Source organism: Spirosoma endophyticum, assembly GCF_900112365.1.
Lineage (GTDB): Bacteria > Bacteroidota > Bacteroidia > Cytophagales > Spirosomataceae > Spirosoma > Spirosoma endophyticum.
This window is the reverse complement of record NZ_FOLQ01000002.1, coordinates 837,544-850,711: the sequence shown is the minus strand read 5'-3', so window position 1 is coordinate 850,711 and position 13,168 is coordinate 837,544. Positions and strand designations below refer to the sequence as shown.

Genomic DNA, 13,168 nt, shown 5'->3' with positions numbered 1-13,168 from the left:
TCTTTATGGCGTTACGCCCGGTACAGGTTCCACCCGAAACCAGTCGAAATCGGCGTAACCGGAGTCGTTGGTCTGGGTAGTACGGGTACCGAAAATACCCATTTTAGCACCGATCCAGCGACCTACTTCGGCCTGAAACCCATCGCCCGCTTTCGTGAAATTTTGTCCATCCAGGCTGTAGCTAAACTGACACGTAGCGTTTTTGCTCACCTGCACGCGCAGGTAAACGGCGGTATTGGCGCTGATACGTGTAAGCACCGTTTCCTCCTCCGGTTTCCCCTCCGATGCTTTTTTACAAACGCCGTACACCAGCGTCAGTCCATCTTTGCTGCTTTTTAAGGCCAGATTAGCGTAGCTCATCCCCAGGATAATCATTCCTGCTTTTTCATTTTCCAGCTTAGGATTCGGCTTGAACGTAAGCTTCGTTGTTACCATAAAGGTTTCAGCCGGAAATTTCTGCAGGAGCAAATTTGGTACGTCCCAGGCGTTTTTGGGTTCATCGGGTGCCTTATAGGCATACAAGCGCAGGAAACCCTGCTGGCTGGTGGTGTGCCAGATTCCTTTCGGATTTGCCTGCCACTGCCACTGAAGTCCGAGCGTTGTAGCGTTAAATTCATCCGATTCAGGAGGGGTAGTGATTGGGTAGCCTTTGGCCGAAACCGCTGGTTTTTTGTAGGTCAGGACAGGTTCCCCTTTTCCATCGCCATCTGTATCGACGCCAATAACCGGCCAGTCGTTTACCCACTTCATCGGTTGCAGATGCACCACGCGCCCATACGCTTCCTTATCCTGAAAATGCAGAAACCAGTCCTCACCGGGTTTGCCATTCAGGGGTTTTGTGTCGACCCAGGCGCCCTGATGTGGCCCATTGATGGGGGATTTACCCTGATCCATGACCACTTTGCGTTCGTAAGGGCCATAAATGCTTTTGGAACGTAGCACGAGTTGCCAGCCCGTTGGCACGCCACCCGCCGGAGCGAAGATGTAATAGTAACCGTTACGTTTATAAATTTTCGGACCTTCAATCGTGGGGTCAGTTTCGTGACCGTCGTACACAATGGCGCCTTCATCCATCACCTTTGTCCCACCGGCATTCAATTTCTTGACCGTAAGGATGCTTTTGATACCTGCCCGGCTTCCTGCCCAACCGTGTACCAGATACACCTGTCCGTTATCGTCCCAAAGCGGGCAGGGGTCAATCAAGCCTTTGCCGCCCTCTACCAACACCGGCTCCGACCAGGGACCAGCCGGATTCTTGGCTTTCGTTACGTAAATACCAAAATCAGGATCGGGATAATAGATGTAGAATTCACCCTTTTGGTAACGGATAGCTGGTGCCCATACGCCGTTACCATGCTGGGTTTTCTCAAAATGATCGAATGGTGGCTGGCGCTTCAGCGCGTGACCGATCAGGGTCCAGTTGACCAAATCGCGGGAATGCAGAATCGGCAAACCAGGAATCGCATCAAAACTCGATGAAACCAGATAATAATCATCACCCGCCCGGCAGGCATCAGGGTCCGAGTAATCGGCGTTCAGGACGGGGTTCCTGTAGGTACCATTCCCTGCATCAGACACCCACACCTTCGATACGTAAGGTATTGGCGCCGGGGTCGTTTGCGCGACCGCCGAAAATGAAAACAGGGCAACTAAACTACTGATTGATACGAACTTCATACGATCAAGGATGGGCAACGGTGGGTATCCAGGGTGACTTCTCCGAGAAAATACCGGCGATTGTATATTGTCGTATTTCTTTGGCCGTCAGTTTCTTCGACCACGCTACGCGTTTCGACCTATCTCCGCCGGGTCCTGTGCTACCGTATTCTGCGTAAAGGACGCTTTGTTCATTGGCTCTGTTCCCCCAATTGTCCCAGCCTACCGGCAAAATGTGGCTTCCCATATCGGTGCGGATAAAGACCGTTTTCGCGTAGGGGCGCCAGGGCCGTCCCAGATAGACTTTCTGAGCGGCAGGGTCAGCAATGAGTTTGCAGTCGAAGAAAACAAACCCATAAGACTGATACGCTGGCGTAGCAGCCGCCGTGATGAATGAGTCCGATAGATTTTTGATCGTGCATGACTGAAAAACGGAGATCGATTTACCGAAAATAAAGTCGGTTGTGCCTTCGATATAGCAATTTCCGTAATACTGTCGGCTCCCTTCGGCGGCAGCATACAACGTATCCTGGTTGCCTAATAACACACAGTTTTTACAGACAAACCGGTCGCCTTCCACATGAAGGGCAACGGCCTGTCCAACCCGCCCGGCGGTGTTCCGAATCGTCAGATTCTCCAGACTAATATCCGGCGCATCGACCAGCACCGTGTAGGAATTATACGTACTATATTTGTCTTTACCCGTCCAGTCTTTTCCACCTGGATAGTCTTTTCCTGAATAGTCATTACCCGTAATAATTACCCCTTCTTTGCTTTCTCCGATGACGTGAATGTTGGGTTTCCAGGAAGGGATGACGAGTTTTTCGGCGTAAATACCGTTTTTAATGTACAGCGTTACCCGAACCTGCATGTGATCGCGGAAGCTATTGACCGCTTCCTGAATGGTTTTGTAGTTGCCACTCCCATCCTGAGCCACGGTAAACGACACCGGGGACGTAGGGGATAAGATCGCCTGGCCCCACCCCTGTGTGACATAGATCAATAAGCAGCTAACAAGAAGCAGTTGTTTCATTTGTAATGAAATAGAAAATTCATTAGGTTTAATAACCTTCCGGGCTCGCAATTCAGTTAAGAGACCGGTCTGAACATACCCCCAACCCCCTAAAGGGGGCTTAATGCGAGAGTGAGCAAAGCCCCCTTTAGGGGGTTGGGGGTATGTTCAGACCGGTCAAAAACTATTTTCAAATAGCCTCTAATTGATGAAGGCCAAGTCATGCAGAAGGTTTTATTTAGCCGAGGACAGAATCAGATTCTTTTCCAGCGCACCCTTGCTGAACTCGGCTTTAGTTTGGGCTTTAGCCATATCCGTATTCTTCACCTGAATGTCCTGACTACGTTCGCCACTTATGGAAAACAGCAGACTGGCCTGCGGATCGTATTGAATGGTGTCGAAGGTTAAATTACTGCTGTTATCGACCAGAATAACGGGCTTTGTGCTTTTAGTGATGAGCCGGACATTATTAAACCGAATGCCGCTTGCATCGATTAATTCCACTCCCTTGTCGGCTTCCAGCACCATCTTTTCCATGACGATGTTTTTGACCGCCATTTCGGGCAGTCCCCGAATAAACACACCTTTCTTGGCACCGTTGCAGACGATGTTTTCAAACTTCATGTCCCGAAAAACCGGCGTTCCTTCATTGATGACCGGGCGTTCGTCGCGCTGTCCGTCTGTCGCAAATTTGACGAAATAATACAGGTCGAAGAAGATGGCTTCTCCGGCAATATCTTTCATGAAAATATCTTTGGCGTAGATATGTTCGACCACCCCGCCCCTACCCCGTACTGACTTAAATCGCAGGCCTTTGTCGGTACCCATGAAGGTGCAGTTAGACACGAAAATGTAGCGGGCTCCGCCACTCATTTCGCTACCGACCACGAAACCACCGTGCCCGTTATAGACCGTATTATTTCGAATAATGCCATTTTCGGTTGGCATTCCGCGCTTACGCCCCTCTTCATCTTTGCCGGATTTAATGCAGATGGCATCATCGCCGACATCGAGCGTACAGCCTTCGATCAGGAAGTTTTTACAGGATTCAATGTCCATCCCATCGCCATTATGGGCGTATTCGGGATTTTTCGTGGTGACGTTTCGGATGGTCAGATCCTGACACATTAAAGGGTGCATACACCAGGCGGCCGAATTCTGGAACGTAACACCTTCCAGCAGTACTTTTTTGCAACTGGTCAACACCAGCAGATTAGGCCGTAGCATGTCCTTCATATCGGCAAAGCTTTGAAGCGGTTTTTCCACCGACAGCAGCATACTCCGGTTTTCTGTGCTCGCCTTCCTGAACTGCTCACTCGGATACCAGACGTTTCCATCGTCTTTCAAAACGCCACCCGATGCGACTTTCTCTTTCCATTTACTTTCGGTTAGCTGGCCTTTGTTTACGGCCCGCCATACATCGCCGTTGCCGTCAACGATTCCCTGACCCGTAATGGCAACATTCTCCAGATTGGTCCCCGATATAGGCGACTGATTCCGGGCTGCCCGTTTGCCTTCATATACGCCTTCGACCAGCGCATACTGGCTCTTGTCTGGCGTCAGCAGCAACGTAGCAGCCTTTCGCAGATGTAGATTGACATTACTTTTCAGCTCAATCGGGCCGGTCATCCATAGGCCACTGGGTACCAGCACCACACCACCTCCTTTCTGGCTGCAAGCCGTAATAGCCGCATTGATGGCCTTCGTATTTAACGTAACACCATCAGGCCTAGCGCCAAACGCCAGAATGCTCACGGTATCTTTTCGAAAAGCGGGTTGGGCAATTTTCGGAAGATTCGTCCAGCTGTACGTGGGAGCAGTCTGGGCCTGGACGGCTAAATTGGTCAATACCGATAGAGTCAGGCCGATTTTAAATGACAATTTATTCATAATAAGCGGGTAAAATTTTAAATACAGAACAGTCCGCCGGTGCGGCACAGATAATAAAAGAGTGATTTTTAATGGCTTATTTCTCTGTGGTTTTGCGTTTAAAATTTGTTAGTTGGTTTACCTGAGGAACCTGTTAGTTCGTACATCTTCGCCAACCAGTGGATTGGCTCACCAGCCAGTTCGTAGGCGCGTTTATCCCGTATAAAACGAGGGTCAACTGCGTCGATGTAATTTGCATGGCGCCTGCTTTACCGGCTTTGTCAGCCCGGGTACGTAGCACGTTGACATAATCGGCAGCCCGCAAATTGCCTACCTTCATCTGCGTTTCAGCAGCAATCAGGTATACGTCGGCCAGACGTATCGCAAATACATCATGGGCACTTTGGGCTTCGTTTAAGCTAGCCCATGCCGGGTCCATAAACGTCAACAGGCTTGGGTAACGCAGGTTATCGTTTACGGTCCCATTAACGTTGCATAATGGACGGTCGTAAACGGACAGGCATCCAGCCAGTTAATACAGCACTCACTACGTCGCTCCCATATTTTAAGAAATATATTCAGCACCAGTTCTTCGACCCTATCCTTCGAGTCAATTTTATGCCGGGCAATGTTATACAGCTTTTTCCAATACCGTTGATAAATCTTCTGAGAAGCAACTTCATCTCCAATGTGAAGGCGGATTGGTACTATCTCATCGGATAGCGGTTTGAGCTTCATGGATAAAGAGCTGACAGACTGGCTTTGGTTTGAACTTTTCCCAGAAGATGTCTACTGGTTGAGCGGTCAAGTTTTTATAACCTACCTATCAATTTCTATAACTTACTTAACTATCCCAATCAAAAGTTTAATTATTTCTGTGCAATCGTTACCGGGAACGTTGCCGTCGCGTTGAAATATTCCCTAATTGCTTTGATATTAAGATTTTCATAGCTGCAAATGACCTCGTTCGGCTTGTAGGCAGAATCTATTGAATTGTATTTTTCATATAGTTATACTACCTGCTTTTTGTCTAAATCCGCCCGGCAAATCTTGCTCGGCTCTGTATCTATACGGGTGACTAGCTCCGTTAGCCCCGCCCTGTTATTGATGGGTAAATAAAATCCGTAAAATGTCATCCAGCCCTGCATAGTGCCGAGCTGAACTCTATCTTTGCCAATCGCAGCTTGTTAGCATCCGTGCACCTTATTGACTAGCTTTGGAAGTGTTCTCAGGGACCATTCCTGATCGGTGCTAATTGGTTTCGAAGCACGTTCTCCATTCGGATTTATTCAATGATTTTGTTGTGAATTAGCCGGTATCCATTGATAATTCTCTATTTAGTACAACCCGTGAAAAAACTATTCTATTTAGCGCTGACCCTGTTGGTGGCAGGAGCCTGTCAACGCGTTTCTATTCCGAACACAAAACGCGTCGTCCTAACCGGAATCGACGTATCCAAAAAACCTGGGGATGATTTTTTTACCTACGCCAACGGCATCTGGAACGATACTGCCCGCATACCGGCCAGTCAAACCGGCGTCGGGTCTTACTCCTTTATGAATTACCCCCAGCGCATACGGCTGCAAGCCATTCTTGACAGTATTTCGGGAAGCCAGCATCCAGCCGGGAGCATCGAACAAAAGGTGGGCGATTTCTATGCCTCAGGCATGGATACAGTTGCCATTAATAAACGCGGGTATGAACCCATTAAGCCCCTGCTTGCCCGTATCGATGCAGTAATGGATGCCCCTTCGTTGCTGAAATTAGTGGTTGATGAACAAAAAGTAGGAAATCGGTCCATCATTGGTTTTTACGTTGGCCCTGACAATAAACAGAGTACGATCAATATTGCCCAATTTAGTCAGACCGGCATTGGCTTACCGGAACGAGATTATTATGTCAAGACCGATTCGGCAACCCGCTCCATTCAAAACGCGTACCGAAGTTATCTCACCCGTTTGTTTGAATTGATCGGCACGGAGCCCACGGCTGCCCGGAAAAACGCCACCGTTGTCTATGTCATAGAAAATCAATTCGCCATGGCTCATCGGACCAATATTGAACGCCGGGATGTTAAGGCGAACTACAATAAACTGTCGGTTGCCAACCTGTCACAGAAGCAGCCTACCCTAAGCTGGACTACGTTGCTGAACAACTTAGGCGTAAAGGCTGATTCGGTCAACGTAGGCCAACCAGCTTATTATGATCAATTGAATACGATGTTAACGTCCGTTCCCATCGATGATTGGAAAGTCTATTTAAAAGCGCATGCGCTGACCAACTATGCGAATCTCTTAAGCCAGCCGTTTGTGGATGCGTCGTTTGACTATGCAAAAATTTTGACCGGACAAGCCGTAAAGAAAACACGGGCCGAAGAAATGACACAAGCGGTTGATGGCTCGCTGGGCGATGCCCTGGCCCAGTTGTATGTGAAAAAGTATTTTCCAGAAGCAGCCAGGAAACGGATAGCTGTCCTGGTCGACAACCTCAAAACAGCCTTCGAAGCCCGCATTAACAAGCTGGACTGGATGAGCGATTCTACCAAGGCAAAGGCCAAAGAAAAACTGTATGCCTTCAATCAGAAAATTGGTTACCCCGATAAATGGCGCGATTACTCGACGGTGGCCGTGAGCAGAAATAATTACTTTGAAAACCGGCTGGCGGCTACTAAAAATGAGTATGACTACAGCCTGGCTAAAGTGGGCCAGCGGGTCGACCGAACGGAGTGGCATACGACGCCACCCACGGTAACGGCTTACAACAATCCTCCGCTGAATGAAATTGTTTTCCCGGCCGGCATTTTACAATCCCCTTACTTCGATGTGAATGCCGATGATGCGCTGAACTATGGCGGCATAGGCATGGTGATTGGTCACGAGATAACCCACTCATTTGATGATCAGGGTGCCCAGTTTGATAAAGATGGCAACGTGACTAACTGGTGGACCAAATCGGACTACGCAAAATTCAAAGCCAGAACTCAACAGGTTATTAACCAATACAATTCGTTTACCGTACTGGATTCCGTGCACGTAAAAGGAGCCTTGACAGTAGGTGAGAATACGGCCGACATTGCAGGGGTTGCCATTGCTTATGACGCCTTTAAATTGACTGAGCAGGGAAAAAGCACGACCCAACTGGATGGCTTCACTCCCGATCAACGGTTCTTTATCTCGATAGCCCGGATCTGGCGCGTAAAAACCAGGGATGCATTTATGGGTATGTATGTAAATACCAATCCACACTCACCTGCCAAGTGGCGGGTGAACGGCCCACTGATGAACTTCACGCCTTTCTACAACGCTTTTAGTGTACAACCAGGGGATAAAATGTATAAACCTGAAAAAGAAAGGATAATCGTTTGGTAAGGTCTGGCCGGACGTTAAGTAGACGAGTGAGCGTTATTCCCTGATCTATTTAAGCTCTGCTTGACTATCGTTTGTTTAGTTAAACGTCTAATTTGTTTTCAGGATTAGTCAGCCAACTGCCTGGGCAAGTCCTGAAACATTGAAATACTAGCTTTTCTACATCACTCTACAGGTAACGCAAAATGGGCAATGTCTGCTGACATTGCCCATTTTGCCGTCAATCGGGCGAAGATGACAGCCTTGGTAAATCGAAAAGGCATCTATTTGTATAGTATCCTTTACTTAAACTTCTGAATGCTATACTCTTTGGCCTGTAGCAACGATGCATTACCCATAGCAGCGCCAATCTCCCCGATACGGGCATTGAGGGTATAAACACTCCCATTTACGGCAACATTTGTGGTGGCCTGGCTGTAGCCGATTTCATCCGTTTTTATAATAGATGCGGTTTTCCAATCATCCGTGCTCCGCACCTGCGCTACCCGGCTGCCACTTCCGGTTACCACATATAAATCCTGGTTGAGCAGGGTCAGTCCATCGCCGGGCAAATTTGGCAATTTGTCCACTTCCGAAATGGCATTGTTATTCTTTAAGTCAATCTTGTATAATTTTCCGGCACCGGTTTGGGCCACAATCAGGTAGCCATTGGGGTGATACACAATGCCATTGAGGCCAAACGTAGCACTTGAGAATAAAGGATTTTCAACCAGCACACTAGCCTGACCTGTCGATGTTATTTTATAAATGACTGGGGCAAAGGAATCCGTTACGTAGACTGTTCCGTCCGGTTGTATAGCCAGGTCGTTGGCCAGATGGCGGGGACTGTTGTACAAATCGTCAAGATCTGTTCGGCGTTCGAGTTGAAGCGTATTGAGGTTAAACACCAGTAATTCGGCAGTTTTGGTAGCCGTTTGTGGCGTACTTTTGATCGAAACCCCCTGATCACTGTTACACACCAGTATGTGGCCATCCGCTACCCGGACGCCCATACTGCTAATCAATTCGGGCGGAGTTATCAGATCGGCATAATTGCCGTTAATATCGACTGTGCCCAGTTTACCCTGCGTAATGGATGAAACAATAAACCGATCCAACTGGGCCGAATATGCAATGCCCTCAGGATACTGACGAGGAGCCACAAAATTGATCCGCTCAGGAAACGAAGCATTTGGGCTGAGCTGGTGGTCTTCGCAGGCCGTCAGTGCGGCACCAATTGTTCCCAAGAAGGTAAAGAGCACGTACTTTGTTTTCATAACGGATAGACAGAGTGCACACATGTTAATAAGCGTGTCCTCTACTAATCATCCGTAGGTTAGTTTTGTTCGAGATTTTTAATGGATTTTTAACTCTGCTGTCAGGCCATATAAAATAGCCCTAAAACCTGCCAGGACTTAGGAGTTTGTTATCAAATCAACGTAGCGGCTGCTTGTGAACGTAGTGAAACAGCTCGTGATTAATCAGGAGAGCCGGAAAAGATTCGCTATTTGTAAACTGGGGAGAAAGTTGCCGGACCTGGAATCGAACCAAGGTCACCCGAGTCAGAGTCGGGGGTAATAACCGCTATACTATCCGGCAATTGAGGTATTTAGATTGACTGGCAGCGACCGTAATTTCTGCTTTGCACTGAGCTAACGGTGGATCAAGTTGTCAAGTTCCCTGATTCAAGCGTAACCAGTCTCAGCCTATAACCAGTTTCAGAGGAGGGTCAATTTTAGACTAATTGCCACATAAAACATCTCCTCGGCAAAATTTGATTCTACTTTCTCAATAGTTTACCTTTATTGATATGAGAATGAGCCAATTACTACGGTATATTTGGCCGGACTCCGACATCGTCCTACTAGCGCTCACTATCGATCCGGTTGTGAATAAATGGGAGTAAATAAAAACGTCAGTTCATGAAAAAATTATATATGCAATTGGCCCAGAACCCGGAGGCTTCGGAAAACACCGGCAGCGAGCAGGACAGTAGTTTATTGATTCTTTTCGTGGTATGCCTACTGATAGGCCTGGGCCTTCTGATGAAACAGATTTATCAGCAAATTAAACGGCACTGATACGTAGTGACCAACCCCTAACTTATGCCGTCCGTGAAAACCAAACTGAGTGTCAAGGTGCCCAAAATTGACCCCCTGAGTGTTGTCCTGGCCATATCGATTCTGGCCAGTTCCTATCTGGTTTATAAACAGAAGCAGAAGGTAGATGTAAAAACGGGGATTGTCGATAATAAGGCGAAAGGATAAGAGCAGGATTGATCTGACAGGAAACATTAAACGTAGCATGGCTGGCCATTTGCCCGGCTCTAGTACACAATCCGACGCAAAATCCTGTCAAGATTGACAGGATTTTGCGTCGGATTGTGTTTATGCCTTTTCGGTTTGTTTAACTGTCCTTCTTGGCTTTTGGTCCTTTCTTTCGGCCCGAGCCAGTAGCTGTAGTGCCCGTAGGAGCCGTAGACTGCATACCGTAAGAAGTGCCGTTGTTGGCACCCACGGCGCCCGTTCCTGACGAGGTAGATGCACCCGTAGCTGTAGCTGATCCGTTCGTACTGTTTCCCGTACCGCTGTTCTTTGTCGTGCCGTCGGTAGTGGGCGGTACACTTTGCGTAGTGTTCGTAGTCTGGGCATAGGCGCCACTGAGTGTAACGGCCAGCAAAGCGACCATTATTAGTATCTTTTTCATAACGAGTACGTGTTGAGTTGTTTCGTAATACGTTGCTAAACTCAAAGGCAGGCAAAAGGTTGAAAATAGTGTTCTACCGACTGTTCTTTTTCGCTCGCTGGTCTTGAAACAACGTTACGTTTCACCAGTATAGATCTTCGTCAACAGGCTGGCTTTTTTCGGCTACCTTACCAGGCAATACACGATACGCTTAAGTATCGGCAAACTCTAACGTTAAATCAGGCGTTACTTCATCATCCCAGACGGTTTACCTGTTGAAAAAAGTAGCTCCCCTCCTGCTGTTCCTCAAACAAGCGTTCACCAGCTTGCAGGCCAATGACCCGATCCGGATGGCCGGTGCAACTGCTTTCTTTGCTTTTTTCGCCTTACCGCCTATTGTTATTATCCTGAGCAGTGTACTTAGCCAACTTTTCAATACCCGTTATCAGCGCATTAGTGGTCAACTATTTGACGAATTAGCGGATCTGTTTGGCCCCAAAAGCGCGAATCAACTGGAAGATATTTCGCATCGCCTTCAACTCCCCAAGCCTGATTTGCCGTTGACTGTGCTGAGCTTTTTTCTACTCCTGTTGGCCTCCACTACGTTATTTTCAATTATCAAAAACTCACTGAACCAACTGTGGAATATCAAACCCAAACCGGGCCGTCACTTGCTGCATGCACTGACCGACAAACTAGTTGCCCTGGCGATTATTTTAGGTTCGGGCTTGTTGTTTAGTTCGTCCCTGCTGATGGAGCAACTTATGGCGCAGTTCAGTAGCCAGTTTTCCCTTTCTTCATTAGCCTATTATCAGATGCTGGTTTATCTGGGACATTTTTTGGCCTCGGTACTCATCCGCATGGTCTGGTTCGCCGTATTGTTCAAGTTCTTGCCAGATGTTAAAATCACCTGGCAGGCAATCTGGCCGGGTGCCTTTTTTACGAGTATTCTCTTCAAAATAGGCGAAGGGGTCTTGAAGAATCTTCTGATTCATAGTTCTGTAGGATCACTTTATGGCCGATCGGGCGCTATCATTCTGCTCCTGCTATTTGTTTTTTACGCGTCCCTGATTTTCTATTATGGAGCGGCCGTCACCCGCCAGTACAGTGAGTGGACTCATCTGACTATTCAACCAAACAGCCGCTCGACAGCCTACACGATCACAGAAATCGACCTGCCAGATACAGCCAGTGATAAGCCAAGTTAAGAGCAACGTGAAGTCATAAGCGTTTTCTGTCTCTAACTAATGCCAGCACAAAAGCAATCCTGACGCAATCAGGATTGCTTTTGTCATTTATGACGAGCTGGTGTACGATTCTGACAACCATCAGGTATCAATTCCTTTCCGCTAAGTGTAACTTCTTCTTTTGTCCGCAAGTGAACAGGCTTTGTCCGCAACTGGACAAAGCCAACGAATGGCATAGAACACAACGTATTGATAATCAGCAACAATGGCAATTGGCACGGGCTTTGGATTAAGTATAGCAACTCAGTAAACAACGAACCATTAAACACGATACGATCATGTTACCACTAATGAGCAACGTCGCAGCCTCCCTTTTGTTGAGTGCGTCTACCCTGATCAATCCCACCAATCCCAAGGCCCTTTCCTTCGACGCCAGTGCCTATGTTACCCTCAACAACCAAATCCGGCTGGCCGTCCAGAAAAACGCCGAAGTACCCGTCGTGGTACTGCTACGTAACAAAAACAACGAAGTGCTTTATCGGCAGAACATCAGCAAGAAGGAGGCCAAGTATGCGGTAAAACTGGATGTGAGTGAACTGGCCGATGGGCAATATGAGCTGGAAATCAAATCCGAGGAAGGCAGCATCCGTAAGCAGCTGACCCTGGCCAATCAGCCCCTTCAGCCTACCACCCGGACGATTGCTATGCAGTAAGCAAAGTCAGGCGACATCATAAAAAAGCCCCGGCACTTGTCGGGGCTTTTTGATGGCCTGTATTTATAACCAATTGAATTTAGAAGGGCTCACTTGCTGAAACAGTCGCCACTGATATAGATGACGACTGTCTATACTCCACCGTACTGCTAGTGCATACGGCACCAGCAAGAATCTACTTTACTGTCAATCAGCCACTTTGTTGGCGGCCTACAAAAACAGTTAGGTAATGGACTACCAGGTGATACGTCTGCCGTTGGCGTCCGGGCTAAACAAGCCATCCTCAGATGAGTTTACCAATCAAACGTCGTAACTATGGAAACCATTTATAACTGGCTACTACACAACATAGGGAATGAAGCCAACGTCTTTACCATCCTGAACGTTCAGCGCCAAACAGATACGGAGGGTATCTCAACACTCGAAATAATGGCCCGAACAAAAGACTTTAGACGAGTCAACTTATTGGTGGAACCCATGAAAAAGACAAACTCGCCTGACTCAGAAGCGGACGAATCAACGGACCAGGTGACTGACGATACGTATACGTTCGCCGACGAAGACCAAGTGATTGCTTACCTGTCCGAAGGGGAAACAACCCAATCATCATCCAAACCAGAAGGTATCCATGTATCCCTTACGGAGCTATCAGATGATTCGGAAACCCTTGCCTTTCCTCCGAAATAAATAGGAGGCTAGACA

At 47.8% G+C, this 13,168-nt stretch carries 13 protein-coding genes and 1 tRNA gene; 6 read left to right on the top strand and 8 right to left on the bottom strand.

Annotated elements, in window-relative coordinates:
- Positions 1-3 precede the first annotated feature (3 nt).
- The 5 genes from BM202_RS08525 to BM202_RS08505 form a co-directional block, all read right to left on the bottom strand.
- Positions 4-1,677, bottom strand: coding sequence for a glycoside hydrolase family 43 protein (locus BM202_RS08525; RefSeq protein ID WP_093824907.1), 1,674 nt, complete (start codon positions 1,675-1,677; stop codon positions 4-6).
- A gap of 4 nt (positions 1,678-1,681) precedes the next feature.
- On the bottom strand, positions 1,682-2,689 hold the full coding sequence (locus BM202_RS08520; RefSeq protein WP_093824905.1) for a pectinesterase family protein: 1,008 nt from the start codon (positions 2,687-2,689) through the stop codon (positions 1,682-1,684).
- A gap of 213 nt (positions 2,690-2,902) precedes the next feature.
- Positions 2,903-4,558: a glycoside hydrolase family 28 protein gene (locus tag BM202_RS08515; RefSeq protein ID WP_093824903.1), complete on the bottom strand. Its 1,656-nt coding sequence runs from the start codon at positions 4,556-4,558 to the stop codon at positions 2,903-2,905.
- Positions 4,559-4,691: 133 nt separating this feature from the next.
- Positions 4,692-4,976, bottom strand: a complete 285-nt coding sequence (locus BM202_RS08510) for a RagB/SusD family nutrient uptake outer membrane protein (protein WP_245776573.1) — start codon at positions 4,974-4,976, stop codon at positions 4,692-4,694.
- Positions 4,977-5,011: 35 nt separating this feature from the next.
- Positions 5,012-5,275, bottom strand: a complete 264-nt coding sequence (locus BM202_RS08505) for an RNA polymerase sigma factor (RefSeq protein WP_093824901.1) — start codon at positions 5,273-5,275, stop codon at positions 5,012-5,014.
- Positions 5,276-5,886: 611 nt separating this feature from the next.
- On the opposite strand from BM202_RS08505, the gene BM202_RS08500 reads away from it, so the two are divergent.
- A complete protein-coding gene (locus BM202_RS08500; RefSeq protein WP_093824900.1) occupies positions 5,887-7,905 on the top strand; it encodes a M13 family metallopeptidase in 2,019 nt (672 codons plus the stop codon).
- A 278-nt stretch (positions 7,906-8,183) separates the two neighbouring features.
- Here the strand turns inward: BM202_RS08500 and BM202_RS08495 are convergent, their stop codons facing one another.
- Both BM202_RS08495 and BM202_RS08490 read right to left on the bottom strand, forming a co-directional pair.
- Entirely contained in the window at positions 8,184-9,158 is a 975-nt protein-coding gene (locus BM202_RS08495; protein ID WP_093824898.1) for an SMP-30/gluconolactonase/LRE family protein, read from the bottom strand.
- 250 nt (positions 9,159-9,408) lie between these two features.
- Positions 9,409-9,480 (bottom strand) — tRNA-Gln (locus BM202_RS08490).
- 323 nt (positions 9,481-9,803) lie between these two features.
- Here BM202_RS08490 and BM202_RS36615 point away from each other — a divergent pair.
- Positions 9,804-9,962 carry an LPXTG cell wall anchor domain-containing protein gene (locus tag BM202_RS36615; RefSeq protein ID WP_143100665.1) on the top strand — a complete coding sequence of 53 codons (159 nt, stop codon included), beginning with the start codon at positions 9,804-9,806 and terminating at the stop codon, positions 9,960-9,962.
- A gap of 33 nt (positions 9,963-9,995) precedes the next feature.
- Positions 9,996-10,148: a hypothetical protein gene (locus BM202_RS37170; RefSeq protein WP_177236537.1), complete on the top strand. Its 153-nt coding sequence runs from the start codon at positions 9,996-9,998 to the stop codon at positions 10,146-10,148.
- A gap of 139 nt (positions 10,149-10,287) precedes the next feature.
- Here the strand turns inward: BM202_RS37170 and BM202_RS08485 are convergent, their stop codons facing one another.
- Complete coding sequence (locus BM202_RS08485) at positions 10,288-10,587, bottom strand: hypothetical protein (protein WP_143100664.1); 300 nt, start codon at positions 10,585-10,587, stop codon at positions 10,288-10,290.
- Positions 10,588-10,841: 254 nt separating this feature from the next.
- Between BM202_RS08485 and BM202_RS08480 the strand changes: the two genes are divergently transcribed.
- From BM202_RS08480 to BM202_RS08470, 3 genes are all read left to right on the top strand, one after another.
- Positions 10,842-11,774: a YihY/virulence factor BrkB family protein gene (locus BM202_RS08480; RefSeq protein ID WP_093824895.1), complete on the top strand. Its 933-nt coding sequence runs from the start codon at positions 10,842-10,844 to the stop codon at positions 11,772-11,774.
- Between the two features lie 317 nt (positions 11,775-12,091).
- Complete coding sequence (locus BM202_RS08475) at positions 12,092-12,466, top strand: DUF3244 domain-containing protein (RefSeq protein ID WP_245776572.1); 375 nt, start codon at positions 12,092-12,094, stop codon at positions 12,464-12,466.
- 315 nt (positions 12,467-12,781) lie between these two features.
- Positions 12,782-13,153, top strand: coding sequence for a hypothetical protein (locus BM202_RS08470; RefSeq protein WP_093824891.1), 372 nt, complete (start codon positions 12,782-12,784; stop codon positions 13,151-13,153).
- The last annotated feature ends 15 nt before the right edge of the window (positions 13,154-13,168 follow it).